Genomic DNA, 25,030 nt, shown 5'->3' with positions numbered 1-25,030 from the left:
CCTGAAGCACGATTGCGGACACCCGAATCAGGGAGGCGTTCACTCGCTCAGATTGGCGACACCAGGAAGTTGCCGAGGAACAGATGATCCATCTCCGTCTTGAGGAAGCAGGACAGAGCGTCCCCGGGTGAGCAGACGATGGGTTCGCCGGCGACATTGAACGAGGTGTTGATCAGGCAGGGAATCCCGGTCAGCTCGGTGAACTCACGCAGCAGCCGGGCGAGCAGGGGATTGCTCTGCTCGGTGACCGTCTGGATCCGTGAGGTGCCGTCGACGTGGCAGGCGCCCTGGATCATGTCCTGGTACTCGGGACGCACCGGAACCACGAAGGTCATGTAGGGCGAGGACTTCTTCTTGCCGAGCTCGAACACGTCGGGCGCGAGATGCTCCAGAACCACGGGGGCGAAGGGCCGGAACTGCTCGCGGTGTTTGATGCGTTCGTTGATGATGTCCTTGATGTCGGGGAACTTCGGGTTGGCCAGGATGCTGCGGTTGCCCAGTGCGCGCGGTCCGTACTCCATGCGCCCCTGGAACCACCCGATGACGCATCGCTCCCGCATCAGGGTCGCGGCCTCCCGCGGCACGTCCGCGGGGTCCAGTTCCCGCCACACGACCCGGTCGGCGTACTGCTGGAGGGCCGCCTGTATCTCCTGGCCGTCATGGCTCGGGCCCAGGTACGGCGACGGGCTGATCCGGGGCGGCGTGCCGGCCTGCCCGCTGGCGAACAGAGCCGCCCCGATCGCCACCCCGACGTCGCTCGCGCCGAAGCTGACGTCCATCGAGGTGAAGCGGGAACGCTCCAGCAGCTTGCTGTTGTTGACGCAGTTCAGGGCGAGTCCGCCCTCGAAGATCACGCGTGGGAGGTCGCTCCGGGCTTCGAGCGTCCGGATCTGCCCCGCGGTCACCGTTTCGAGCATGTGCTGTGCCGCACTGGCCACGCGGACGCGGTAGTCGAACTCCTCTCGGCCATCGGCGTCTCCGCCGAAGATCCGGTCCAAGAGTGCGTAGTAGTCGGGTATGGCGTTCGCCGGATACGGAATCCTGTAGGTGCCGTCGGGGCACATCTCGACCACGTCCGTGAGGAACGGGTTCGGCTCGGGCGGCGCGCCATAACCGGCCAGCCCCATCACCTTGTACTCGTCGTTGTTCGGCACGAATCCGAGGTAGCGCGTCACCACGGAGAAGAGCATCGCCAGTGAGTGCCGCGAGTCGATGGTCATGTCGTCGAAGATCTTCACTTCGCCGTCGCGCACTTCACCCGTGATCGACGACAGCCATTCGGCGCGACCGTCGCTGACCAGGAATGCCGCGTCCTGGCCGCCCGACAGGTGATACCCCGTCATCAGATGCGCCATGTGATGCGGGACCCGAACCAGTTTCTCCGGGTTCAGCCTGTGTCCCGTGTGTTCGATGAAGTCGGCTTCGGTCGCGGCCTGGCTGAACATCGCCTCATGAGTCTCCGCCAGGCGCTGCAAACGCGCGAACTTCTGCTCGACGGACGCCGCCGGGTCTTCGGTGATCTCGGCGATCATCTTGTTCAGCACGTCCTGGGAGAACTGCCAGGAGAAGGCGAAGAGATCGACGTCGTCGAAGGATATCCCGGCCGATTCCAGACACCAGCGCATGGCGTGGACCGGGAAGCTCGACGTCTTCTTCTCCCGGTTGAGCCGTTCCTCCTCCACGGCGGCGACCAGTTTCCCGTCGATGACGAGGGCGGCGGACGAGTCATGGCCGTACAACAGGTGGCGGTCGATGCCGGTGGCGCGAAAGAGGCGTCCGAAGATTTCCGCGGACCTACCGAATCCGTTGTAGCCCAGAACGATCATGAGAGCTCCTTTCGCTATGGCCAGATCGTGAGGTAGTCCGAGATCACAGCAGTCCGCCGAAAGCCCGGGTCGAGCACCGCGCCGGTCAGATCGGCGCCGCTGAGGTCCGCGCCCTCCAGCTTCGCGCCCACGAGGCGGCAGCCGTTCAGCTCGGCCAGGATGAGGTACGCCTCGCTCAGGTCGGCGCCTTCGAGGTTCGCGCCCCTCAGGTCCGCGGAGATCAGGTATGACTCGGTCAGCACGGCGTCGGTGAGGTCCGCGTCGGCGAGCTCGGCGCCCTGTAGGTCGGCGCCGTGCAGCACCGCCTTGCGCAGGTCAGGCCGGAAGGGGCCCAGTGCCCGGCTCCGTCGGGCGTGCTCGTTCCAGCGTGCGGGACCCTGGAGCAGTACGGTCTCGTCCTCGGTGGGCATGTCTCGACCTCGCCTCTACAGAGGGGTGAGCGCGCTGAGCGCCCGCTTCTCGACGTCCATCGCGGATCGCGCCGTGTCCGTCACGGCGTCCACGAGCGTTGTGAGATCGTCGCGCGCGGTGCCGGACCCCGCTGTGAGCAGTGCGGATCCCAGGTTCGACCACAGCCTCCCGCTGATGAGGAACTGCTCGGCCGCGTCGGCGTAGCGGGCCTCGCCGGTGCTGTCGGCGACCCTCGCCAGGTAGCGGCCGATCATCGGGCGGAACAGCCCGCCGCCGGTGCCGAAGGACTCGATCTGCCGCCCCAGGTGCAGCAGTTGACGCGCCAGTGCGTCGGTTCGCACCACGTTGCCCGTCAGGTCCACGTCCTCGACCTCGCCTTGTTTGGACTGCGGCCATGACGCCGCCGTCGTGGCCAGCGTCTTCATCCCGGGGAGGCCGAGATTCCTGCTGCCCGGCTTGAGGACCTCGCGGCACAGGGTGCGTACGGCCACCGGGCCGACGCGGTCCAGCTGGGGAGTGCGCCGGGGCGCGCCGAAGACGTACACCTTCCAGTCCGGGTTCAGCGGCGGCGAGTCGCGGCTGGACCGGGCCGCCTGGAGCTCGTCCGCGCTGACCGAGACGGGTTCGGCGAACGCCGGATCCGACACCTCGAACGCATCGGCCCCCAGAGGGCGGACCACGTTGACGAAGTACCCGCCGAAGGAGGAGCGCCCCTGCAGACCCCAGTACGGAAGCAGGCCGAGGTCCACCCGGGCCGTGACGGCCGGAGCCGACTCCAGCAGTCCGGTCAGGCCGGCTCCGGTCTTCGGCGTGTGCGTCACCACCTCGACCCCCATCAGTCGTGACGCCCGAAGCGGCATGATCGCCTGCTTGCCGACGACGATGTCCGGCGCGTTGCCGTTCGCCGGGAAGAAGGCGAAGCCGAACCCTCCGTCCAGTCCGAACACGATCTCCTCGTCCACCTCGTAGCCGGCGGCCGCGAGGACGGCGCATTGGCAGGCGGACTCAGAATTGATGCCTCGCCGGTGGGCGTAGCGGCCGGTCGCGTTCATCGCGTCACCCCTGTCCCAGTTCCATCAAGGACCGTCGAAGCCGCGGGTCCATCTTCTCCACCGCGTACCGGAACGTGTCGCGGGGCATGTCGGTGTGCCAGGTGCGCAGGAACTCGGCCACCTCGTCGGGGTGGACCTCGGCGGTGACCTTGAGCAGCCAGCCGGAACCCTTGCGCACGTAGGCGTCGTCGTCGTGCATCAGCCGGACGCAGTTGTCGAAGACGTGCGACAGCGGCAGCTCGAAGACCGTCCGGCCCACTGTGCGCCGGACGAACTTCACGACTGCCACGTTCGCGGCACGTCTGGCCCACGGGGAGGCGGACCCCGTCCAGCGCCGGGTGCGCGGGATCAGTTCCAGGTGCCCGAGGAAGAACGGGTACAGCAGCTTCAGGCACATGTCGTCGCACTGCGCCCAGTTGGACACGTATGTCTCCAGCCAGTGCTCGCAGCGGTCCAGCAGTTCGCCCCCGAGCCCGGTCCGGGCGACCTTGTGCAGGACGGCGAAGCCCAGCAGCACCTCCTCGTGGTGCGAGGCGCGCGCCAGCACCTCCTCCGCCAGGAGCAGCCGCGTCGCCGCGGGGATGTCGCGCCGCTCGCGGAAGTAGTCGGTGGCGATCTCGGCGACCGCGGCGTTGCCGACCCCGAGGGCCCGGATCTCGTGCGGGAAGTACCGCTGCGTACGCACCGCGAAGTCCGGGTCGGCTCGGGCCGCAAGTGTCTTCGACAGCTCGTCCGCGGCGGCTGCAACATCGATCACGGGGTGCCGATCGTGAGTGTGAGCGGCTGGGCGGTCACCGGCTTCGGCGCGCGTTCCAGCCGGGGCTTGCCTTGCATGACGTACTCGTACTCTTGTTGCATGTCGGCCACGGCCTGGACGGTGTCCCTCGAGCGGTCCGTCAGGTTCTGCCCGCCCAGGCCCCACCACAGATACCAGTTCTTGTGGCTCAGGTAGGCGTCGCGGACGAAGTCGAGCGTGTCCCGGTCGGCGAGGACGGCCGGCTCCACGTAGAAGGCGGGGACGAACGTGCCCTGGCCTTCTCGCAGGATGCCGGCCTTGGCGGCCTGACGCTGGAGCTTGGTGCCGCTGAGGATCCGGATCCCGAGGTTGGCGTAGATCTGGGCCGGGTTCAGGAACCGCTCGGTGAAGCGGATCGACTCCCTCAGTGCCTGCGGAGTCTCCCCCGGCCCGCCGAGGAAGATGCAGTGGGTGTGCTCGATCGGGCTGGCCGTGAAGAGGCGGTCGATCTCCAGGACCCGGGCCATGTCGAAGCCCTTCATCAGGTCCGCCAGGGCCTCGTCGGTGAGCGCGTCGGTGCCGAGGTCCACCCGGATGCAGCCGGCCGCGTGCAGCAGCTTCACGAACTCCGGCGTGACCGCGTTCGGCGTCAACTGGCAGTACCAGGGCACGTCGAGCTTGGCGCGGATCATCTCCTCGCACACCTCGGCGGCGTACTCCATCGGGTAGTTGAAGGTCGCGTCCACGATCTCGAACTCCCGCACGGCCGGGTTCTCCGCCATCGCCCGCTGGATCTCGCCGACGACCTCGGCCGGGTCCTTGAACCGGTCGCCCTTGCCCTCGGTCTTGCGGATGATGCAGTAGGAGCAGAACAGCTTGCAGCCCCGTTTGGTCTGCAGGGTTTCGATGGCCGGCTGGTGATCGCGGGTGAGGTCGGAGGCCGCCGAGACACCCTCCTCGAAGTAGCGGGGGTCGTAGACGGACCGGTCGGGCTCCAGCGCGCCCAGGTCGAACGCGGAATTGGATGGGTTCTGGCAGAACTTGCCGTTCTCGTCGAGGTAGCAGAGTCCCGAGATCGACTCCAGGCGCCCGCCGGACTCCAGGTAGTCCATCAGCTGGACGATGCCGGCCTCGCCCTCACCTGCGATGCCGTAGTCCGGCTGGGCGTACTCGAAGAACGACAGCGGCTCGACGGAGAAGCCGGATCCGCCGAGGACTACTTTGGCGCTGGTGTACTTGCGCACACACCGGACGATCTTCTCGGTCATCGGACCGAAGAAGACCGGGTCGATGAAGGTCAGGTTGTCCAGGTTGCGCACGGCGACGCCGACCACGTCGTACGTCGTCGCGGTCAGCTTCTCCCGGACCGCCTTGAGCTCCCGGGACTCCCAGAGCAGGTCCAGGACGTCGACCTGGTGCCCGGCATGCTTGAGCGCGGCGCTGATGTAGGCCATGCCGATGGGCAGCGCCGGCCGTGGTACCCGGATCTTGTTGGTGGAGATGAGCAGTACACGCATGGGCCTTCACTCTCGTCAGGACTGCCAGTACGTCGCCGGCTGCAGGTCGCCGCTCAGGGTGGCCTTGGTGCGGTAGCGGCGCATGCGCTCCAGGTCGACCTCGACGACACCGACGCCCGGCTCCTTGCCGAGGTCCACCATCCGCTCGTCACCGTCGACGAAATCGAATCGCTCGGCTTCGAGGAACAGCGGGTCCGCCAGGATCTGGCTGCGCCCCATGTATCCGAATCCCGCGTACAGGTTGGTGCCGATCCCGGAGGCGAACGCGATGACGCATTCGGCGTCCACCGCCCTGACCGGCAGTCGCATGTTCGCCACGTACGCGAACATCTCGGGCACCAGCGCGGAGCACACGATGACGTCGACTCCGCGGCGACAGTACTCCCGCGCGACCTCGGGGAAGTTGATGTCGTAGCCCTGCATCAGGCCGATGCGGCCGAACCCGACGTCGAAGACCGGGTATTCCGATCCGCCGGAGAGGTAGCGGGCCTCCAGTTCGTGGCAGTGCACCCGCCGGTAATGGCCGAGCATCGTCCCCTCGGGGCCGCACAGCACCGAGGTGCTGTAGTACTTGCCGTCGTCGCCGCGCTCCAGCAGGCCGGCCACGAGGTGCACGTCTGCCTGCTTCGCCTGCGCGCACAGGAACTCGGACTCCGGCCCCGGGACGGGCACCGACACGTCCGCGACCTCGAGGATGTTGCCGGAGGTGGAGAACGCCTCGGGCAGGCAGACCAGGTCCGCCCCCTGCTCGACGGCCTCGTGGATGTAGTGCTCGGCGCGCCGCAGGTTCTGGGCGGGCTTGCCGAGCTTCGATTCCATCTGGATGACGGCGATCTTCGTCCCGGGCATCACGGGCTCACCGGTTCGAGGGGACGCGAGGAGATCACCAGGCCGAGGTCCTCCTCCACCACCTGCCAGTCCGCCAGGCCGGCTTCCCGGAGCAGCTCGGCCGCCTCGTCCCGGGTGTAGGCGGCCTGAAGCGAGCGCATGAACTCGTCGCCGCCCTCCTTCACGAACTGCAGGATGAAGGTGATGTGCCCTTCCTCGGCGTGCCGGTTCATGTCCTCGATGATCACGACGCCGTCGGGCTTGCAGATGCGGGCGCACTCCTTCAGTGTCTCGACCGGCCTGCGCCAGCGGTGCAGCGAGGAGAACGAGAACACGATGTCCGCGGAGTCGTCCGGGAAGGGCAGCCGGTTCAGCTTGGCCATCTCGAACTCCACGTCGCCGGCGCTGTTGGCCCACACGGCCAGCGTCAGGTTGTCCTCGGCGACGTCTACGAGGTTCTGGTTCTCCTCCACCCCGGACACGGCCAGGTCCGGCAGTCGGCCGGCCACGTGGAGGGACAGCAGGCCGGTGTTGAAGCCGACCTCGACGAGGTCGGTCATCCCGTCGCGGACATGGGCCAGGATGCGGTCGCTCGGTCGCTTGTACGCCATCAGCGCGGAGCGGCGCATGCCGAGGTCGTAGAAGCGCACCTTGTCGATGTCGTCGTGCGGGGACGGCTGCGGCACCCGCTCGGTCAGGTTCAGCAGTCGGGCCTCAGTGGTGGTCACAGCCGGCCTCCTCGTCCTTGGGCCGCGTGGTGAGCTGCAGGGGGATGGGCTGGCTGGAGATGAAGTCGGAGATGTCCGCTCCCAGGTGCTGCGGGTAGCGCCGGTACTCCGGCGAGTAGAACGCCTTGGAGATGTTGTCCAGGTAGTACCAGCCCTTCGGGCCGGTCACCTCGATGCCGTTCTCATCGGCGGTGACGAGTTCCTTCTCGATCAGGTCCTCGATCTCGGTGCGGAACATCTCCATGAAGTCGACGCCGTGGATCCGGCGGAAGCGCTCCCGGTTGACCCGACCGGCCTTGACGCCCAGGACCATCGAGCGCCGGATCGCCTCCGACTTGGTGATGTGTTTGCCCATGGAGATCGGCAGCCGGCCCTCCATCACCGTCTGGATGTAGCGGCCGATGTCGGGCTCGTTGAAGTACCAGTGGTCGCGCAGGTGCCCGGTCGCGGTGGGGCCGAGCGGGATGATGGGGATGTCCTCGCTCCAGGACGTCTCGCCGTACTTGGGCTGGTACCCCGGCTTGGCGAAACAGTCGCCGTAGTAGCCCAGGAAGCCGTTTGCGGACAGCTTCTCAGCGGCGAACAGGAACATGTCGTCGACCACGGCCTTCTCCGGGACCGGCGGCAGTTTCCTGCGTTTGGTGGAGATCTGCGCGAACTCCATGTACGTGTAGAACGAGATGCAGGTGACGCCGAGTTCGATGGCGACGTCGAGGCTGTGCTCCCAGCTCTCCATCGTCTGCCCGTTGATGCCGTGCATCAGGTCGATGTTGATGTTCTCGAAGCCGCACCGGCGCAGCAGCCGGATGCTCTCCTTGAGCATCTCCGGGTCGTTCGGGCGGCCGATGTTCTTCAGTTCCTCCGGCACGAAGGTCTGAACACCGAGGCTGATGCGCCGTATCCCGCGCTCCAGCAGGACGGTGGCCTTGCGTTCGGTGATGTCGACGGGGGTGGTCTCGATGGAGAAGTCCGCGCCCTCCTCGACGTTCAGGCTGCTGAACATATGGCCCAGCAGGTCGTCGAGCTGGGGGGCGGTCAGCGCGGTCGGGGTGCCACCGCCGATGTAGCCGAGGGTGATGACGTGGTCCTGGATGTAGGGGCGCTCGGCGTAGTTGGTGATCTCCGTCTTCAGCGCTTCCAGGTAGGTGCGGGTGAGGTCCCGGTCGGTCTGGTGCTTGATGTACGGGCAGCTGAAGCAGAGCCGGTTGCAGAACGGGATGTGGACGTAGACGCCCATGGGCTTGCGGGCGAACACCTCCTCCTCGTTCACCGGCACGTGCTTGGTCGGGTACTGCCGTACCCATTCGCTGTCGCGCTCGGGGTACTCCTTCCAGAACGGCATGCTGGTGGTCGTGGTCGTGATGCTCATGCGATGTCCTCCGGTTCGACTTGGTCGACGATGGAACGGACGACGTCCGCCAGAGTGGGCTGGAAGTAGGACGCGGAGCGCAGGGCGAGGCCGGCGGCGTGGGCCCGGGCGACCACCTCGGCCAGAGTGCCTTGATGGTCGCCGTCGGCCAGGTCGAGCCGCACGCCCTGATCGACGGTGCGGACGGAACGGACCAGGCCGCCGGCGTCGGCCTCCTGCCCGGCCCAGGAACGCAGCCGTGCCAGGTGCGTCTCGGTGAAGGCCTCGATGATCAGGCTGGAGCGTTCACCCCACCGGGTGACGGCGTCGAGAGAGGCGTCCTTGATCTGCCGTCCCTGGTGGAGCACCACGACGGAGTCGGCCAACGCGACCAGTTCGTCGCGGTGGTGGCTGGCGAACAGCACGCCGACGCCGTCCTTCTTCAGGCTCCCCAGCATCTCCAGCAGCGTCTCGCGCGCCGTCGGGTCCAGGCCGGTGGTCGGCTCGTCGAGGATCAGCAGGTCGGGCCGGTGCGCGACGGCGCAGATGACGTGCAGTTTGCGCTGGCTGCCGCCGGAGAGACTGCGCACGTACTGGTGGCGGTACTGCTCCAGTTCGGCCAGGGCGATCAGCTCCTCGTACCGGCCGGGGTCGGCCCGCCGGAGTTTGAGCTGGTGTTTGACGTAGGTCTCCACGCTGACGCCGTCCGGGAGGTCCTTGGCCTGCTGGACGTAGCCGATGTGGCGGCCGACCCGGCCCCAGCGGCGGGGGGCGGTGCCGCAGATGCGCACCTCGCCGCCGGAGGGGCGCAGCAGCCCGGCGACGAGCCGGATCAGCGTGGTCTTGCCGGCGCCGTTGGTGCCGATGATGGCCATGCCCTCGCCCGCGTGCACGGAGAAGCTGAGGGAGCGCAGGGCGAAGTCGGGGCTCACCCGGTGGTCGAGCCGGGAGACCGACAGGACCGGCGCCGCGGTGCTCGTGGTGTCAGCCATGGCCGATCCTCCTGCGGAAGGCCCACGCGGCGACCGTGAGGGCCAGGAACGAGTAGGCCACCGCCAGCACCGACGCGCCGGTGGCCGAGACATCCGGTGAGGTGGCGGCGCGGAACATGTCGACGTGCACCGCGAGGGGGAGCTTGTCGAACACGTCGCCCAGCGAGCCGAGGTTGTCGAGGGGGAAGAAGATCCCGGCGAAGTACATCAGCGGGATCACGATGATGTTCACCACCGCCGGGAAGGAGATCTCGTTCGTGTAGGTGGCGATGAGGATCCCCAGCCCGGCGAAGGCCGTGCACGCGGTGAAGAAGCCCAGCGTGAGCATCGGCACCGACTCGATCCGGGCGTCGAAGACCCCGACGCCGAGCAGGAGCACCAGCACGAACTGGAACAGGCACTTGAGCACCACGCCGACGATCCGGGCGAGCAGGAACCCGGAGTACGACAGGGGCGAGAGGATGAGGTCCTCGATGGTGCGGCGGTTGCGGTCGATGATGACCGTGTAGCCGACGGTGTAGGTGCAGCTGAACATGATGCCGGCGCCGATGATGCCGGGGAAGACGAAACCGAAGTAGTCGGCGGCCGTCGGCGCCGGGCTCACCATCTGGTCGGTCGCCGCCCCGAAGGCGAGCACCATCGACACCGACGTCAGCAGGGTCGAGACCGCGAACAGACGGTTGTCGAAGAACTGCCGCATGTCCATGACGACGAGGCCGAGTACGTCACCGAGCCAGCCGGACTCCGGCTGTATACGCGTTGCCCTCATCAGGCGCGCCCTCCGTGGATCGTGGTCCAGGTCGAGCGCAGGTCGCCGTGGAACGGCAGTCCGGCGCGGACTTTCCGCCGCTGACGCCAGTAGACGTCCGCGTCGATGACCGCTTCCCGGCTGCCCGGGGCGGCCTCGGCGAGGATGTCGGCGTCCTGGTCTTCCCGGGCGTCCTGCACCAGTCCGTCGACGATCATGCTGCGGCCGACGTAGGTCATGTTCGCGAAGCGGTTCTCGCCTACGCCGCTGGCGAGCACCAGCGCGCACTCGTTGTCCGCGGCCCGGGCGCGGCACAGGGAGCGCAGCGGGTGCGAGAACGGCCCGAACAGGTTCGCCAAGCAGACGACGAGGTCGGCGCCCTGGGCGAGGTACTGCCGGCTCGCCTCGGGGAACCGCAGGTCGTAGCTGACCTGAAGGCCGATCCGCCCGACGGGCGTGTCGATCACCTCGCCCGGCGAGCCGGTGGAGATGTACTCGGACTCGCCCGCCCACACGCAGGACCGGTGGTACCGGCCGAGCGGGTCGCCGCCGGGACCGACGAGCACGGCGGCGTCGAAGACGTCCCGCCCGTCCGACAACAGCACGCCCGCCGCGATGTGGATGCCGAGGGTGCGGGCCTGCTCGGCGAGGAACTCGACGACCGGGCCGTCCTCGGCGGTGGCGTCGGTGCGCAGGGTCGGGAAGTTGAGTCCGGTGGCGAACGTCGCCGGCAGGCACGCCAGATCGGCCTCGCGTTCTCGTGCGGTGGACAGCAGCTTGGCGGCTCGCGCCAGGTTGTCCTCCCGCTGCCCGGGCTCGATCCGCATCTGCAGGGCGGCGAGCCGGGTTCGCGGGCCACGGAAGAGGCTCATCGCGGCGCCACCTCGGCAGCGACGTCCTTGCACGCCCGCTCCAGCTCCGGAAGGAACTCGTCCACCATCTTCGGTGTCACATGGCGGGTGACGACCAGCCGCAGGGTTTCACCGAACCGCTTGGAGGTGGAGACGATCCAGCCCCTCGTCTCCAGCAGCTGCGAGATCCGCACCGCGTGCGGCATCCTGACCACCACGATGTTCAGCGGCGGTTCGGTGAACAACTCGTGCCCCGCCGCGCGCAACCCGTCCACCAGATACCTCGTCACCTCGTAGTTGGTCCGGGTGAGGTCGAGGAAGCCGTCACGCCCCAGGTGCTCCAGCACCGCGTAGGCCGACACCGCGGCGGCCCCCGGACGGGTGCCGAGCAGGGTGTTGTGCACCGGCGTGTCGATGAAGAAGGAATCGACCGCGAAGCGTCCGGCGTCCTGGGCGCCCCGGAACAGGATCGCTCCGGCCGGGACGTTGGCCAGTCCGTACTTGTGCGGGTCGATGGTGATCGAGTCGACGCCGTCGACGCTGAAGTCGAACTGCGGCAGATCGTGGCCGAGTTCGCGGGCGAAGGGGATGATGAAGCCACCGGTGGCCGCGTCCACGTGCAGATGCACGCCCCGTCCGGCCACCACCGGGCCGATCTGGTCGACCGCGTCGACCACACCGAACTCGCTGCTGCCCGCGGTGGCGACGACCGCGACGGTGTGCTCGCCGATACGCCGGGCCACCTCACCGGCCGGCAACCGCAGGGACTCGTCGACCGGCACGACCACCGGGGCCAGCCCCAGCAGGCCGAAGACCTTGGTGAAGGAGAAGTGCACGGTGCTGCTGACCACGACTTCGGGCCGGTCGGTCAGCCGCCCCCGGGCACGCGCCGACTCGCGGGCCACCAGCATCGCGATCAGGTTCGCCTCGGTCCCCCCGGACACCAGACTCCCCGACCCGCCGGGGTTGCCCAGCAGATCGAGCAGCAGCTCGACGACCTTGCGCTCGATCCGCTTGGTGCCGCGGAAGATGCGCGGGTCGCCGAGGTTGGTGTGCGCCGCCGCGGCGGCCATCTCCACACCCAGCGGATGCGGTGCGGTGCAGATGGAGTTGAGCACCCGGTTCCACGGCACGTCGTCTGCCAGCTCCGTCGCGATCCGCCGTCGGACGTCGGAGGCGGGAGCGCCGGCGTCACGCATCTCACACCACCTGCGCGGTGAGGTCCGTGTACAGCTCCGTCCGGCGGGCCCACAGCCCGAACCACAGGGTCTGCTGGAAGCGCAGGTCGGGCTCGCGCAGGTGCCGGATCCTCTCGACGTCCCAGGGCGCCTCGATGACGCCCCCGTCGGCGCCCGCCTCGGCGACGAACCCCTCGGGCACCGCCACGGCACTGCCCCCACCGCAGCGTTCGCTCAGCGAACCGGCGAAGGCGACCGCGACGGTGTTGAGCGTCGCGATACCCCAGACCGCGGCGCGCTGCGCGGCCTGCTGCGCGCCGTCCAGGGAGCCGGCGACCAGCAGCAGTTCCGCGCCCGCCAGGCATTCGATGCGCGGTGGTTCGACCAGCCAGAAATCAGGGCCGAGCAGCACACCGACGTGGCCGAACGGCGTCTCGACGACGGGGAAGTCGTCGCCGGTGCCGGTCGTCCCGTCGGGCAGGACGGGCCGCTCCACCCGGGCGCACTCCGCGCCGCTCGGGTCGAGCAGCCTGGCCACCTGCATCAGCCCGCCGCCCGGCCGTTCCTCCGCCCACGAGCCGGTGAGCACGTAGGTACCGCGGGTCCGTGCCAGTGCCGTCAGGCGGTCCAGGCACCGCTCACGCAGCGGCCGGGACAGGGCCGGGCCGGCGTCGCCGGTGGTGAACGCGTTCTCGGGCAGGACGACGAACGATGCCTCGTCGGTCACCCGGCTGTCGAGATCGTCGAGTACGGCGTCGGCAGTCGCCTCGGGGGTGGCCCGGCGGGCGTGTTGAGCTACGAAGATGGTCACGGACGAGTCCCCTCATGTGCGCTGGTGGCGGCGACGGGCCGGCCGCGGTCCGGACCACCGCCCCCGGTCAGGCTCGCCCGCAGTTCGGCCGCGAGATCCCGGTCGGCTCCGGCGTACGGGGTGAGCAGCGCCCGGTAGGCGTCGGGCCTGCGGAGTTGCTGCCAACGGCGGCCGTCGCCCTCCGCGGGTTCGTCGAGGTCGACGACGAGGGTTTCCGGTTCGTCGCTGCCGGCCTGCGCGATCACGCCCTCCGGGCGAGCGACCAGGCTGGTGCCGGCGAAGTGGATCTCCACGAGCCGGTCCCCGCGTTTCCCGCGGACGACACCGACCGAACTCGCGTAGACGATGTTGACGTCGTTCAGGTACGCCGCCGTGCGCAACGCGTTCACCATCAGCGGCTGGTTCTGCCCCAGCGTCCCGCCCGGCACGAAGATCGTTCGCGCACCGGCCAGGGCCAGCAGCCGGACGACCTCCGGGATCCAGAAGTCCGAGCACACGGCGATGCCGATCTGCCCGAACTCGGTGGACAGGACGCCGAGCGAGTCCGCCTGACGGCACACCACCATCTCGTTGCCGAAGGCGTGTGCCTTGACGGCGCGCCCGGTGATGACGCCCTGCCGGCCGATCAGCAGGGACGTGTTCCGGTACATGCCGTCCTGCATGTCCTCGACGAGCGAACCCAGCAGGATGTGCGTGCCGAGCTTGCGGGCCAGGGACTGGAAGCCGTCGACGACCGGCCCCGGGACGGGGGTGTCGGTGCGCCCCCTCAGGCCGTCCTGCCCCGGCATGTACCACGGCGGGCCGAGCAGGAACTCGGGAAAGCACACCAGGTCGACGTCGCCGGCGCCGCAGGCGTCCTCGATCGCCTGGTAGGCATTGCGCAGGCCGTCCTCGTGATCATCGACCCATCGGGTCTGTACTACCGCTACCCTCATACGTCTTGTCTCCTCGGGATGCCACCGGTGGATCGGCCGCGGCGGCTGCGTGCCGCGGCCGGGTGCGGGTCATGACGTGGCGGTACTCCAGTCCTGCACTCCGACGACCGTGACCTCGGCCTCGATCCCGAGCGCCTCGCCGATGCCGCTGCGGATCGCCCGCCGCATCGCGTCCACGTCGACCGCTCGGGGGTCGGCCACGGCGCAGGTCAGGTGGAACGTGCCGTTTCGGAGGTCGCAGGCGAAGTGCGGTGCGAGCCTGCTGTGGCGGAACACGATCCGCTCCACCTCCAGCGTCGAGACCAAGCCGTCCGGACCGCGCACCGCCGACGCCGTGCTGCCGAGCGGCACCAGGATCCGGCTCGTGGAGCCGCAGTCGCAGCCGCGGTCCGCCGGCCACAGTTCGACGAGCTCCCCGGTCGGCGAGCCGTCCAGGAGCAGCTCACCGCGCAGTCCACCGCGGACCTCGGCCCGCAACCGGTGATCGCACAGGTGCAGTGCACCGGACTCGCAGGCGACGGCGACCGTCGGTGTCGACGACGTCCCGTACAGGGCGGAGCTTCTCGCCGCCCAGGCGGCGCCGATGCGGTCGAGCCGCTCGGTGGAGCAGGCCTCCCCCACACAGACGATCGCCCGGATCGTCGAGTCCTCCGGTCGCCGGCCCAGCGCGACCGCGAGGGTCGCCAGCTCCGCGGCGAAGCTCGGCGAGCACACCAGGGCCGTCACTTCGTACTGTTCGATCAACCCGAGCAGCCGGGGCATCGGGCAGATGGTCCCGCTCGTGCCGACGCTGATCACCGAGGCGCCGACCATCTCTATCACGCGGTCCACCTCGGCGCCGATGAACGACAGTTCGTACGGCACGGCCGAGACCACGACGTCGTCCTCGGTCAGCAGCCCGCCCAGCGCCAGCGTCAGGTCGATCTGGTTCCGCATCCACTCGTCGCGGGTGAGCACGATCGGCTGCGATCCGCCCGACGGGTCGACCCGTTCGCCGTACCGGGCACGGAGCCTGTCCCGGACGTCTGCCGTGTCGTCGGTGTCGCGGGTATCGCGGGTATCGCGGGCGAGCAGTTCCAGGAAGTGCTCGTAGTGCGTCGCGATGGAGGTGGTCGTCCTCACCTGGCCTCCGCTTCCCGGGCGAACCGGCGCCACCCGTAGTCGTCGAGCGCGCTGTCGCCCCGTTCGGTCCGCAGCAGGGGCCTGCGGTCGGCGCCGGCCTCCATGTCGACGCTGACGACCGTCGCCAGGACGAACTCGTGGTCGCCGATCCGGTAGGACGACTTCAGACCGCAGTCGATGGTGCCGACGGCGCCGGAGAGCCGTGGGCAGCCGTTGGCGGAGGGCGTCCACGACAGGGCGTCGAAGCGGCTGTCCGGCCTGCCCTGTGAGAAGGCGTCGGACACCTCGTGCTGGTCCTCGCCGAGGATATTGACGCAGAACCGGCCCGTGTCGGCGATGGCGTTCCAGCTGGTGCTGCCCGAGCGCACCAGGAAGCCGATGAGGGCGAGCTCGTCGGAGACCACGGTGAGCGAGCCGATCACCAGGCCGTACGGTGTCGGTCCGCTCCGCTCGGACTGCCGCGCCGTGCCGGCGACCACCGTGACGGCCCGCGGCAGAAGCTCGCCGATGACCCCGAGGTCCGGCGCCGCACTCGGTCGCCGGCTTCCGGCGGGCTCGGGCACCGGCGCCACCGCACCGGGTTCGTCACGCAGCCGGCGCAGGAACCGGCCGGTCACGCTGGCCGCGTTGTCCGCGAGGTCCTCCGGCGGCCCACTGTGCACCACCCGGCCCCCGTCGCGGCCCGCACCGGGCCCCAGATCGATCACCCAGTCGGCGATGGCGATGACCTTCAGGTCGTGCTCGATGACGACGATGGTGTTGCCGGTGGAGATCAACCGCTCGAACAGGGCCAGAAGATGGCGGATGTCGGCGGCGTGCAGACCGCGCGTCGGCTCGTCGAAGATGAACAGTGTGCGGCTGCGGCGCTGTTTGAGCAGCTCACCGGCCAGGTTGAGCCGCTGCGCCTCGCCGCCGGAGAGCGTGGTCGTCGAGCAGCCGAGCTGGAGATAGCCCAGGCCGAACTCGGTGAGCACGCCGAGCGCCTGGACGACCTTGGGACTGCTCGTGACGTCGAACCATGCGAGTGCGTCCTCGACGGTCATCGACAGCACATCGTGGATGTTCTTCCCGCCCAGCCGTACGTCGAGGACGTGCTCCTGGAAGCGGCGGCCCTCGCATTCGGGGCAGACGATGAACTCGCTCTTGAACAGGGTCATCTCGATCTCGGCCAGCCCGAGTCCCTTGCAGGACTCGCACCGCCCGCCGGCGACGTTGGGGCTGAACTCGCCACGGCCGAGTCCGCGCTCCACCGCGTCGGCACTGGCGGCGAAGGCGTCGCGGATGTGGTCGCTGATGCCGACGTAGGTGACGAGTGTGCTCCGGCTGGAGCGGCCGATCGGGCGCTGCTCGACATAGATGACGTCGTCCAGGGATTCGGCCCCCTCGATGCCGGTGCTCGCGGAGCCCGCACCCGTGGACCGCTGGGCGATGGCCCGGGAGACCGAGGCGTGGATGCCGGCCACCAGTGAGCTCTTGCCGGCGCCGGACACTCCGGAGACACAGGTCAGTCCACCGAGCGGGAACTTCGCCGTCTGGTCCACCACGTTGTTGCGCGTGAGGCCGCGCACCTCGAGCCAGGACGCGCCGGCGAGGTCGGCCCTCGCCCGCGACGGCCCGTTCGACACCATCGCGGTCGCCGTCGGCGAGTCGCCGGAGTGCAGCAGGTCGGTGAAGCGGCCCTCGAAGATGATTTCGCCGCCGCGGGATCCGGCTCCCGGCCCCAGCTCGACGATCCAGTCCGCGGCACGGATCACCGACTCGTCGTGCTCGATGACGATGACCGTGTTCCCGAGATCGCGCAGCCGTCGTAGTGAGTCGAGGATCTTGCCGGTGTCGGCCTCGTGCAAACCGGCGGTCGGTTCGTCGAGGACGTACATGACCCCGGTGAGGTCGCTGGCCAGGTGCTGCGCCAGCAGCAGCCGCTGCAGCTCACCGCCGGAGAGGGTGGTGACCGGCCGCCGCAGCTGCAGGTGCCCCAGACCGACGTCCTCGATGTTCGCGCTCTGTTTGACGATCGCGGAGGCGAGCTCACGGACCTGCGCCGGTACGGCACCGGAGGAAAGCCCCTCACGCAGGCGGGTGATCGAGCGTGACAGCTCGTCGCTCTGGAAGTCGGGGAAGGTGTGCCCGGCCACCGTCGCCTTGAGCGATTCCGGACGCAGCCTCCCTCCGTTGCACGCGGGGCAGACTTCCCGTCCGAGGTAGTTGGTGAAGGCGTTCTTGCGGGCGGCCGACGACGCGTTGCGGTACGCGCGCTCCAGGAAGCCCAGGATGCCTTCGAAGCGGAAGTCGTTGGTGACCTTGCGGATCTTGAGCGTGTAGACGGTGTCCGATCCGTGCAGCACCCGCTCGGTCTGCTCAGGGCTCAGCTTCTCGAACGGCAGGCCGAGGTCCAGGCCGATGTCCGCGGCCATCGCCTCGAAGGCCTTGCGCACGTTGGGAACGGCGAACGTTCCGGGGTCGGCACCGTCCCAGATCTCGGTGAGCGTCTTCGACCGGTCCGGGATGATCCTCTCGAGGGAGAAGCCGACGAGTTCGCCGATGCCGTCGCACTGAAGGCACTTGCCTTCCTTGCGGTTCGGGCTGAAGTGCTTGGCGGAGTGTGGTTCGGCGAAGCAACCGCAGTCGTCGCAGAACAGGTCCGCACCGGTCGGGCCGAGACAGGCCGGGCACACCGGCCGCGAGCCGGCGCCGAACAACAACCGGTACAGACCGTCGAGCCCGGTGAGGGTCCCCACGGTCGAGCGGGGATTGGAGTAGCCGCCGTCACGCTGGCGCAGCGCCACCGGCGGCTGTGTGCCCGCGATCCGGTCGAACTGGTAGTCGCCGTCGCCCATGTCGAGGGACTTGCTGGACAGGGCCCCCAGGTAGAGCGTCTTCGAGTGTTCGAAGAGGGTGTCGATGACCAGGGACGACTTGCCCGAGCCCGAGACTCCCGCGGCGACGACCAGCTTTCCCTTGGGGAGGGAGACGTCGACGGACTTGAGGTTGTGGGTCGTGACTCCCTCAAGCCGGATGCTGTCGAGACTCATGTGATGTCGTTCCGCCCTTCCGCCAGGTTTCGGGCCTGGGTTTCGCAGCGCTTCAGGTCGGGATACCGGGCGTAGAGCATGGAGCGGACCCGTGCGGGATCGCCGCGGTTCCACGTCTCGTAGAGCTCCTGGCGCATGCCGAAGCGGTCGACGGCCAGATCGGCGGCGAGGCGGAAGACGCGGGACTTCTCGTCCACGCCCATCTCGCGCCCGCACATGTAGGTGTCCAGCACCGCGCGCAGCTCGGACGTGCCCAGGTCGGCGTCCGAAGGCTGCATGATCAGGCCCGACGCGCCGATCTGCCGGATGATCTCCGAGCCCCGGGTCGAGAAGCGTCCGGCGACGGCGTCGAGCGCTGCCGTCGAGCCGGGGGCGAGCAGACCCGAGGGGGTGGGCCGGCTCTCGGCGTCGATCGCGGCCAGGCCGAGCCGCACGATCTCGACGTACGAGGTGAGTTCGCCGAGAAGGTCGGTGACCTGCCGGAACGTGTCGACGCCGATCGCCTGGGCCAACAGCGACGCGACACCGAGCATGGTGCGCAGCCGGTGGTAGTAGCGCAGTTGGCCGGTGTAGAGCGACCACTTGTTGAGCTCGCCGAACCCGCGGACGGCCGTCTGGGAGTCGTCGAGCAGGAAGACCCGGTCCATCGGGACGAACACGTCGTCGAACACCAGCATGGCGTCCTGCTCGTCGTAGCGCGCGGAGAGGCCGCGGGAGCCTTCGGCGTACGACGTGCGGCACAGGACGCGCAGGCCGGGCGTCGCCAGGGGGGCGGCGAACCAGCAGACGTAACGGGGGTCCTCGCGCAGGTAGTTGGCGGGCGAGAGGTAGATGAGCACCTCGTGGGCGTACGGCGCCAGGGTGGCGATCTGTTTGGCTCCCCGCACGACGATGCCGTCGGCGCCCCGCCGTACCACCCTCAGTCCCAGTTCCGGCCGGTCGGCGGGGGTCGCGGACCGGTCGATCTGCGGGTCGCCCAGGCCGTGCGTCAGCGTGAGGTCGTTCTCCCGGCAGTAGTGGTAGTACTTCTCGGCGTTGGACCCGAACTCGGGGTCGACCTCGGCCAGCTCGAACCGGTAGTCGTACAGCCCCACCACGACGTTCGACATGAAGTCGGGTATCCGGGAGAGCTGGCCGTAGGAGGCCTCCGCCCACCGGTGGGAGTTGGTCCACTTGCGGCTGAGGCCGTCCCGGTCGGCCGGCGCCAGGTACGACAGGCTGACGAGGTTGCCGGAGGTGTCCGACCGGTGGAGCATCTCGTCCGCCCGGCCGGGCAGGTGCTGGGCGTCGTAGAGACCGGCCAGGGTGGAGAGCATGGGCCGGAAGCCCGGATCGCCGGTCACGTCGACCCGGCGCCCGTCGCACCAGACTTCCCGCTCGTCCTTGAGACTGGCGATGTACTCGGCCCCTCGCCAGGCACCGCCGGAGGTGCCCGGCAGCAGGGCGGTCCCGTCGGTGGGCATGAGGCCGTCAGAGGCTGTGGATCCTGTGGTGGTCACCGTCCGCGCTCCTACGGGTTCCGCTCGGCCGCGCCGGACCGGAACGGCTGGTAGCTCTGCTCCTGTACCTGGGGGAAGTACTCGCGTGTCGCCTCGCCCACGACCCGCATCAGCTCGGAGTCGAGGGAACTGGGATCGGTGATGAGCTTGGCGAGGGGCGAGTCCGGCACGGCGTTCGCCAGGCTCGTGCGGCGTGCCCGGTGGATCACGGCCAGGGAGTGCTGGGCATTGGCCGCGTCCCGCATCTTGTAGACCGCCTGGGGCCCGTCCGGAATGCCGATCATGGACTTGGTGCCGCCGCTGCCCAGGCAGTTGCGGGGCATGTGCAGATGCTCGTGCCGCCACTGCTGGTGGGCGGAGTGGAGTTTGAACGCCTGGTCGACCACCGTGTGCCGCAGCCATGCCTCCGGGTCGTCGTGCCGGTGTGCGTCGATGCCCCGGACGGTCTCCTCGAGCGAGGACTCTCCGAGCGAGTCCAGCCAGGCCTCCAGGTCGTTCCACATGTGCTTGAACAGGTCCCGGAACATGTGCTGTTTGATCGACAGGGAGTGGGTGCCGCTGGCGGGCCCCAGATTGGTCCGGAACCCGTGGTACTCCCCGGTCGCCAGGTGCTCGGCCATCACCCGCTGCGCCTCGACGACCGGGCCGAGCAGTTCCCGGCAGGCCGTCAGGTGCTGCGCCGCCCGGCTCAGGGCCTTGGCGCGGATCGCCCGGATCGCGACCTCCAGGTGGTCGTTCGCCTCGGCGCACAGGATCTCCGGGACCTGGTGCAGGGCGACGAACTCACCGTGCAGGGTGTCCGCGTTCAGCTCGGTCGCGGCGACGGCTCGCGCCAGCGTCTCGGCCGAGATCAGCTCGTCGGTGCTCCGGCTCACCCCGATGGGCACGGCGGTGAGGTCGCTCTCCCACTTGGTCGCGTCGTGGCAGCCGGTCCGGATGCCGTGCAGCACGCGGTACAGCGCGTCGTCGATGCTCTTGGTGGCGATGGTGGAGCGCGTCAGCTCGGGCGCCCCGGCCAGCAGGGAGCCCTTGGCGACGTCCTCCAGCGCCCGGAGCTCATCGACGTAGGCCGCGTAACCGGCCGACTCGCAGATGCTCACGGTGGTGGTCCCGGCGGCCACGCCGGCTCCGAAGACGCTGTGGGCATCGAACATCACCGTGCCGAGCCTGCGCAGCAGCCGGTGGAACCCGACGGCCCACTGGACGTAGCGGGAGGCGGCGGGGATGTCGTCGGCGAGCAGGCGCTCCTGGGTCCTGCGGGCCAGGCGGGCCAGGTTGAGCAGGCACACCTCCGACGCCTGGAGGACGGCGCTCACCGTCGAGTCGTACGTGCCCTGCGGCACTCCTCGCGCGGCCCGCGCCTCGCCGAGCAGGTCGATGCGGTGCAGTTGGTCGTAGCTCTCGGCCACCGGGCCCAGTTCGGTCATCTGCCGTCGGCCGGCGCACCTGTCGGCTTTCACTGGATCGTCCAGGCTGGACATTGCGCCATCACTCCCCGTCGGGTGCCGCTGAGTACCGGATCGATTCGGTGGGGCAGGAGTCGAACGCGTCGAGAACGCGCTCGAGCTCGTCGGACGTCTCGGGCTGTTTGCACACGTAGTGGACGTCGTTGTCGAGGTCTGCGTCGAAGTTGTCGGGCGCCAGGTCGTTGCAGAGCTTGCAGTCGATGCAGGTGTCGTCGATCTCGAAGCGCCCGTCGAGCGGAACGCGCGTGGGAAGCGGCAGTTCAACCCTCACCGGCGGCCTCTCCTCCCTCATGGGCACGGAAGTTGCGCATCGTCGGTTTGGCCGAGGTGCGCAGCGCCGTCTCGAACCGGTCGGTGTCCAGCGGACCGAATCGTGTGGACGCTCCGAGACGGTCACGGACACCGCCTTCGATCGCCTTGCGGGTCGCGTCGTCGGCGCTCGACGGCGGCAGGGCGATCGTGAGGGCATCCCCGTCGACGTCGAAGGCGAAGTAGTACGGCTCGGTGGTCATGGCGCTCAGGACGATGTCCTCGATCTCCAGCTGGGAGGTCCAGCGGTCACCGACCGGGATGCGGTCACCGATCCGGCCCCGATGGCGCAGTCGGCGCAACGGGGAGCCGCAGCCGCACGGCGCCGCCTCGATCTGGCACACGTCACCGGTCCGGTACCGCAGCAGCGGCATGGCCCGGCTCGCCAGCGTCGTCACGGCCAGTTCGCCGACGGAGCCGTCCGGCCGGCGCTCGCCGGACCGGGGGTCCACCACCTCGAAGAACGTCCGTGTCTCGACCAGGTGCAGCTCACGCTCCCGGCAGAACATGGCCAGCGTGTTGGTCTCGGTCATGCCGAACATCGAGTACGCGACGGCGTCCCACTGATCGGCCAGGCGCCGCTTCTTGGCCGGTGACGCCCCCTCCCCCGCCATGAGGATCTTCGAGACCGCGAGGTCGCGCCGCGGGTCGATGCCGCGGCGGCGAGCGATCTCGCCGAGGAACAGGGCACGCGTTCCGGAGCACACCAGGGTGGTCGCGCCGGAGCGCAGCAGGGCATCGACCATCCGGTCCGGGGTGCAGGACGGTGAGGCCGCACCGAGCGGTACGACCGTGCAGCCGAGGATCTCGATGGCCCGGTCGAGGTCCTGGCCGACCCCGGCCAGTTCGTACGGGACGGCGATGGCCGCGACGTCCCGCTCGTCCAGGACGGCGGCCAGCAGGTGGGCGACGGTGAGGTTGTTCTCCAGCCAGTCCGCCATCGTGAAGAACGCCGCGATCGGGCGCCCGTTGCCGGTACCGGAACTCTCGTCGAAGCGGATCACCTCACGCCGCGGCACGGCGAGCATGCCGAGCGGGTAGGCAGCCGAGAGGTGGTCACGGGTGGTGAAGGGCAGGGCCTCGAACGCGTGTGAGCGGCCCTGCGCGACCGCTCGGGCGACATCGGCGGGGATGAAGTCGGCATAGAACGGTGAGTTGCGGCAGGCGTGCTCCACCGTCGCGGCGAGCGCCTGCGCCGCCCAGGTGTCGAGCGCCTGCCGGTCCAATGAGGTGACCGCGGTGACCTTCCGGGCGATGTCGACGCGGGAGACGAGGGTGTCGTGCAGCCTGCCGCGCGGGTCATGGCCGGCCGGCCGGGCGAGCGTGGTCATCGGGACGCCTCCTCCAGCCGCGCCATCGCCGTGCGCTCCTCGGCCGCCAGGCCGTCGACGATCGACGCTGCCTCGTCGAGTGAGCGGCGGGCACCGGCGTCGTCGGTCTCACGCAGCAGGTTCGCCACGTCCGTCCAGCGCCTGGAGATGCGGCGGTACTCGACAGCGAGCTCGTCGTAGGCGTCGATGCCGGTCAGTTCGTGCGCCTCTTCCAGGAATTGCGCCCACAGCGTCCGGAAGAGTCCGCCGCCCGTCCCGCCTTCCTCCATGCTGGTGCCGACGGCGGCCATGGCCTGGACGGGACGGTCGAGCCGCTCATGCCACCCCCGCATGAGCGAGCCGGCCTTCGCGATCCCCTTGAAGCCCATGTTGGTGATCGGCGGGTTCAGGAACTCCTGTGCGGTGGCCAGGATCGAGGTCTGGCAGGCCTTCGCGAGGATCGACTCGTCGTACCCGCGCGGATCCACCCGGACCGACAGATGGCGCGAGGACATCGGCCCCTTGGCGGCCCTGGCCCGGGCCAGGCTCTCCCGCGATGTCGACTGAACGCCGAGGGAGCGGGTCTCGACGACGACGAACCTGTCGTCCTCGTATCCGAGGCAGGCGACGTAGTGCGCGGCGAAGTGGTGGTTCTCCCGCGCGTAGTCGAGGTGGTAGCGGTCGAGTTTGAGTCCGACCACATCTCCCTCGTCGAGAGCCTCGATCAGCGTGGCCTCGGCCTTCGCCGCCGAGGACGTCTCCTGTGTCCGCAACCGCAGGGAAAGGGCGTCGGTGACGTTGCGCATGAGGTGGTCGGGCTTGACCCGGCCGGCGAGGAACGGGCTCGGCATCTGCTTCGCGTGCCAGTAGAGGAAGGACAGCCCCTGTCCCAGCCCGAAGATCAGCGGCTCGCTCAGCTCGATGTCGTGGTTGCGGAGCATGTTGAGCAACGCGGTGGATTCGCAGTGCTCACCGGAGTACGGAGAGATCTCAATGACCGCCATCGCCGTGCTCCGATCCGCCGCGCGACACCTCGTGGACGATCTCCAGCACGGAGCCGCTGTCGTTGTTGCGCAGGTGTCCGTAGGTGTGGCCGAGTTCGTCCGCCTCGGTGAACGCGATGTTCTCGAGGTGGTCGACGTCCCGGTCGAGGACGTCCAGGAGGTAGCGGACGTCGGCGTCGGTGTGCACGTCGACGGCGACGTGCGACATGAGACGCCCGCGTTCGCCGGCGGGGCGGTCCGCCCAGGGCCCGAACCGTCGGCAGGCGAACATCTCGATGACACGTCCGTCGGCGAGCACGATCGAGTTCCACCATCCCGGTGTGCCGTACTGCCGGGGTGAGATGTACGACGGGCCCATCTCGACGGTGGTGATCCGGCCGGACGCGCGGAGGTCGTTGAGGTAGGCGTTCCAGCCGAACACCTCGTCGTCGCTGTCGTAGTCGCCCATGTAGACGCCGACGTGGTTGACGCCGGCGAACTTGGCGACGACGTGGTCCGGCGCGTATCCGCACCAGGCCGACAGGTACTGCCCGCAGTCGAGGTCCCGCCACGTGTTCGACGTCTGGAGAAGCTCTTCCCAGGATCGGTCGAAGCCGGCGCGGCCGGGGAAGCGCCCGTCGCGTGTGGCGGTGATGGCCGGCGAACTTCCCGCGAGTGCGTTCATGGCGCTTCCTTCCTGCCCGTGATGACGATCCCCATCTGGACTTCCGTGACCGCGGCCGTTTCGAGCGCGGTGCCCCGCAGCAGCTCCTCGATCTCGCTCTTGACGTACGAGGACCGGATCGAGGTGCGAAAGCCCGGGCGCATGTCGGCCGCGATGTTCGCCTTCATGAACTGGAACGTCGTCCGGTCGACGTCCCGGCGCAGGTCGGAGACGCAATAGCGGCCGCCCGGCCTGAGCACACGGTGCATCTCCGACAGGGCGATCGCCGGATCCGCCCATTCGTGCAGCGAGGACGCGCTGATGACGTGATCGAAGCGGTGGTCCTCGAACGGCAGGGCCAGCACGGTGCCGCATTCGTAGGCGCATCGCCCGGCGACGCCGTAGCCGTCCGCGTTGGCGCTCGCGCGCCGGAGCATCGCCGGTGAGATGTCGAGGCCGACGAGTCGGGCGGAGTCACGGGCCTGGGTGAGCCATTCCAGGCCCAGGTAGCCCGGGCCGCATCCCAGCTCCAGGACCTCACCGGAGTCGATCTCCGCCGCGAGGATGTCGTCGATCTTCTCCTGGAGCCAGCCGTTGTCCCGGATGTGGCGTTGCATCTCGTCGTACTTGCGGGCCAGTTCGTCGCCCTGCAGGCCCTCGTCGGTTTCCGGCACCCGGGCGGCC

Annotated in this window: 23 protein-coding genes; all 23 read right to left on the bottom strand. The window is 69.0% G+C overall.

What is annotated here, in order from left to right; genetic code table 11:
* Window positions 1–47: 47 nt before the first annotated feature.
* Window positions 48–1,826: a carbamoyltransferase family protein gene (locus tag ABTX62_RS05660; RefSeq protein WP_352114972.1), complete on the bottom strand. Its 1,779-nt coding sequence runs from the start codon at window positions 1,824–1,826 to the stop codon at window positions 48–50.
* Window positions 1,827–1,840: 14 nt separating this feature from the next.
* A complete protein-coding gene (locus tag ABTX62_RS05655) occupies window positions 1,841–2,236 on the bottom strand; it encodes a pentapeptide repeat-containing protein (protein ID WP_352114971.1) in 396 nt (131 codons plus the stop codon).
* Window positions 2,237–2,251: 15 nt separating this feature from the next.
* Window positions 2,252–3,289: a DUF4872 domain-containing protein gene (locus ABTX62_RS05650; protein ID WP_352114970.1), complete on the bottom strand. Its 1,038-nt coding sequence runs from the start codon at window positions 3,287–3,289 to the stop codon at window positions 2,252–2,254.
* A gap of 4 nt (window positions 3,290–3,293) precedes the next feature.
* Window positions 3,294–4,046, bottom strand: a complete 753-nt coding sequence (locus ABTX62_RS05645) for a DNA alkylation repair protein (protein WP_352114969.1) — start codon at window positions 4,044–4,046, stop codon at window positions 3,294–3,296.
* Window positions 4,043–5,542 carry a B12-binding domain-containing radical SAM protein gene (locus ABTX62_RS05640; RefSeq protein WP_352114968.1) on the bottom strand — a complete coding sequence of 500 codons (1,500 nt, stop codon included), beginning with the start codon at window positions 5,540–5,542 and terminating at the stop codon, window positions 4,043–4,045. Before ABTX62_RS05640 ends, ABTX62_RS05645 begins: the two co-directional genes overlap by 4 nt.
* A gap of 15 nt (window positions 5,543–5,557) precedes the next feature.
* Complete coding sequence (locus ABTX62_RS05635; RefSeq protein ID WP_352114967.1) at window positions 5,558–6,391, bottom strand: carbon-nitrogen hydrolase family protein; 834 nt, start codon at window positions 6,389–6,391, stop codon at window positions 5,558–5,560.
* Complete coding sequence (locus tag ABTX62_RS05630; protein ID WP_352114966.1) at window positions 6,391–7,098, bottom strand: class I SAM-dependent methyltransferase; 708 nt, start codon at window positions 7,096–7,098, stop codon at window positions 6,391–6,393. The genes ABTX62_RS05635 and ABTX62_RS05630 overlap by 1 nt, the downstream gene beginning before the upstream one ends.
* Entirely contained in the window at window positions 7,085–8,467 is a 1,383-nt protein-coding gene (locus tag ABTX62_RS05625; RefSeq protein WP_352114965.1) for a coproporphyrinogen-III oxidase family protein, read from the bottom strand. The genes ABTX62_RS05630 and ABTX62_RS05625 overlap by 14 nt, the downstream gene beginning before the upstream one ends.
* The gene (locus tag ABTX62_RS05620; protein ID WP_352114964.1) at window positions 8,464–9,438 is read right to left on the bottom strand and encodes an ABC transporter ATP-binding protein; all 975 of its coding nucleotides are present in this window, start codon (window positions 9,436–9,438) and stop codon (window positions 8,464–8,466) included. Before ABTX62_RS05620 ends, ABTX62_RS05625 begins: the two co-directional genes overlap by 4 nt.
* On the bottom strand, window positions 9,431–10,207 hold the full coding sequence (locus tag ABTX62_RS05615) for an ABC transporter permease (RefSeq protein WP_352114963.1): 777 nt from the start codon (window positions 10,205–10,207) through the stop codon (window positions 9,431–9,433). Before ABTX62_RS05615 ends, ABTX62_RS05620 begins: the two co-directional genes overlap by 8 nt.
* A complete protein-coding gene (locus ABTX62_RS05610) occupies window positions 10,207–11,058 on the bottom strand; it encodes a carbon-nitrogen hydrolase family protein (protein WP_352114962.1) in 852 nt (283 codons plus the stop codon). Before ABTX62_RS05610 ends, ABTX62_RS05615 begins: the two co-directional genes overlap by 1 nt.
* Window positions 11,055–12,236: a tyrosine decarboxylase MfnA gene (gene mfnA, locus ABTX62_RS05605; RefSeq protein WP_352114961.1), complete on the bottom strand. Its 1,182-nt coding sequence runs from the start codon at window positions 12,234–12,236 to the stop codon at window positions 11,055–11,057. Before mfnA ends, ABTX62_RS05610 begins: the two co-directional genes overlap by 4 nt.
* Before the next feature lies 1 nt (window position 12,237).
* Entirely contained in the window at window positions 12,238–13,026 is a 789-nt protein-coding gene (locus ABTX62_RS05600) for a carbon-nitrogen hydrolase family protein (RefSeq protein WP_352114960.1), read from the bottom strand.
* Window positions 13,023–13,961 carry a carbon-nitrogen hydrolase family protein gene (locus ABTX62_RS05595; protein ID WP_352114959.1) on the bottom strand — a complete coding sequence of 313 codons (939 nt, stop codon included), beginning with the start codon at window positions 13,959–13,961 and terminating at the stop codon, window positions 13,023–13,025. Before ABTX62_RS05595 ends, ABTX62_RS05600 begins: the two co-directional genes overlap by 4 nt.
* A gap of 69 nt (window positions 13,962–14,030) precedes the next feature.
* Window positions 14,031–15,083 carry a phenylacetate--CoA ligase family protein gene (locus ABTX62_RS05590; protein WP_352114958.1) on the bottom strand — a complete coding sequence of 351 codons (1,053 nt, stop codon included), beginning with the start codon at window positions 15,081–15,083 and terminating at the stop codon, window positions 14,031–14,033.
* Entirely contained in the window at window positions 15,080–18,115 is a 3,036-nt protein-coding gene (locus ABTX62_RS05585; RefSeq protein ID WP_352114957.1) for a flavin reductase, read from the bottom strand. The genes ABTX62_RS05590 and ABTX62_RS05585 overlap by 4 nt, the downstream gene beginning before the upstream one ends.
* The gene (locus tag ABTX62_RS05580; protein ID WP_352114956.1) at window positions 18,112–19,614 is read right to left on the bottom strand and encodes a 4-hydroxyphenylacetate 3-hydroxylase N-terminal domain-containing protein; all 1,503 of its coding nucleotides are present in this window, start codon (window positions 19,612–19,614) and stop codon (window positions 18,112–18,114) included. The genes ABTX62_RS05585 and ABTX62_RS05580 overlap by 4 nt, the downstream gene beginning before the upstream one ends.
* Before the next feature lie 11 nt (window positions 19,615–19,625).
* On the bottom strand, window positions 19,626–21,041 hold the full coding sequence (locus ABTX62_RS05575) for a hypothetical protein (RefSeq protein WP_352114955.1): 1,416 nt from the start codon (window positions 21,039–21,041) through the stop codon (window positions 19,626–19,628).
* Between the two features lie 61 nt (window positions 21,042–21,102).
* The gene (locus ABTX62_RS05570; RefSeq protein WP_283970699.1) at window positions 21,103–21,351 is read right to left on the bottom strand and encodes a ferredoxin; all 249 of its coding nucleotides are present in this window, start codon (window positions 21,349–21,351) and stop codon (window positions 21,103–21,105) included.
* A complete protein-coding gene (locus tag ABTX62_RS05565; RefSeq protein ID WP_352114954.1) occupies window positions 21,341–22,720 on the bottom strand; it encodes a phenylacetate--CoA ligase family protein in 1,380 nt (459 codons plus the stop codon). The genes ABTX62_RS05570 and ABTX62_RS05565 overlap by 11 nt, the downstream gene beginning before the upstream one ends.
* Window positions 22,717–23,703, bottom strand: a complete 987-nt coding sequence (locus tag ABTX62_RS05560; protein ID WP_352114953.1) for a BtrH N-terminal domain-containing protein — start codon at window positions 23,701–23,703, stop codon at window positions 22,717–22,719. Before ABTX62_RS05560 ends, ABTX62_RS05565 begins: the two co-directional genes overlap by 4 nt.
* Window positions 23,690–24,367, bottom strand: a complete 678-nt coding sequence (locus ABTX62_RS05555; RefSeq protein WP_352114952.1) for a hypothetical protein — start codon at window positions 24,365–24,367, stop codon at window positions 23,690–23,692. Before ABTX62_RS05555 ends, ABTX62_RS05560 begins: the two co-directional genes overlap by 14 nt.
* The gene (locus ABTX62_RS05550) at window positions 24,364–25,020 is read right to left on the bottom strand and encodes a class I SAM-dependent methyltransferase (protein WP_352114951.1); all 657 of its coding nucleotides are present in this window, start codon (window positions 25,018–25,020) and stop codon (window positions 24,364–24,366) included. Before ABTX62_RS05550 ends, ABTX62_RS05555 begins: the two co-directional genes overlap by 4 nt.
* Between the last annotated feature and the right edge of the window lie 10 nt (window positions 25,021–25,030).

The organism is Streptomyces sp. NPDC096046, assembly GCF_040303285.1.
Classification (GTDB): Bacteria; Actinomycetota; Actinomycetes; order Streptomycetales; family Streptomycetaceae; genus Streptomyces.
This window is presented reverse-complemented; position numbering and strand designations above follow the sequence as displayed.

Bases quoted from the DNA above. Each gene is read 5' to 3' on its own strand.
- ABTX62_RS05660 (WP_352114972.1), bottom strand. From the start codon at position 1,826: ATGATCGTTCTGGGCTACAACGGATTCGGTAGGTCCGCGGAAATCTTC.
- ABTX62_RS05655 (WP_352114971.1), bottom strand. From the start codon at position 2,236: ATGCCCACCGAGGACGAGACCGTACTGCTCCAGGGTCCCGCACGCTGG.
- ABTX62_RS05650 (WP_352114970.1), bottom strand. From the start codon at position 3,289: ATGAACGCGACCGGCCGCTACGCCCACCGGCGAGGCATCAATTCTGAG.
- ABTX62_RS05640 (WP_352114968.1), bottom strand. From the start codon at position 5,542: ATGCGTGTACTGCTCATCTCCACCAACAAGATCCGGGTACCACGGCCG.
- ABTX62_RS05635 (WP_352114967.1), bottom strand. From the start codon at position 6,391: ATGCCCGGGACGAAGATCGCCGTCATCCAGATGGAATCGAAGCTCGGC.
- ABTX62_RS05625 (WP_352114965.1), bottom strand. From the start codon at position 8,467: ATGAGCATCACGACCACGACCACCAGCATGCCGTTCTGGAAGGAGTAC.
- ABTX62_RS05620 (WP_352114964.1), bottom strand. From the start codon at position 9,438: ATGGCTGACACCACGAGCACCGCGGCGCCGGTCCTGTCGGTCTCCCGG.
- ABTX62_RS05615 (WP_352114963.1), bottom strand. From the start codon at position 10,207: ATGAGGGCAACGCGTATACAGCCGGAGTCCGGCTGGCTCGGTGACGTA.
- ABTX62_RS05610 (WP_352114962.1), bottom strand. From the start codon at position 11,058: ATGAGCCTCTTCCGTGGCCCGCGAACCCGGCTCGCCGCCCTGCAGATG.
- mfnA (WP_352114961.1), bottom strand. From the start codon at position 12,236: ATGCGTGACGCCGGCGCTCCCGCCTCCGACGTCCGACGGCGGATCGCG.
- ABTX62_RS05595 (WP_352114959.1), bottom strand. From the start codon at position 13,961: ATGAGGGTAGCGGTAGTACAGACCCGATGGGTCGATGATCACGAGGAC.
- ABTX62_RS05585 (WP_352114957.1), bottom strand. From the start codon at position 18,115: ATGAGTCTCGACAGCATCCGGCTTGAGGGAGTCACGACCCACAACCTC.
- ABTX62_RS05575 (WP_352114955.1), bottom strand. From the start codon at position 21,041: ATGACCGAACTGGGCCCGGTGGCCGAGAGCTACGACCAACTGCACCGC.
- ABTX62_RS05565 (WP_352114954.1), bottom strand. From the start codon at position 22,720: ATGACCACGCTCGCCCGGCCGGCCGGCCATGACCCGCGCGGCAGGCTG.
- ABTX62_RS05560 (WP_352114953.1), bottom strand. From the start codon at position 23,703: ATGGCGGTCATTGAGATCTCTCCGTACTCCGGTGAGCACTGCGAATCC.
- ABTX62_RS05555 (WP_352114952.1), bottom strand. From the start codon at position 24,367: ATGAACGCACTCGCGGGAAGTTCGCCGGCCATCACCGCCACACGCGAC.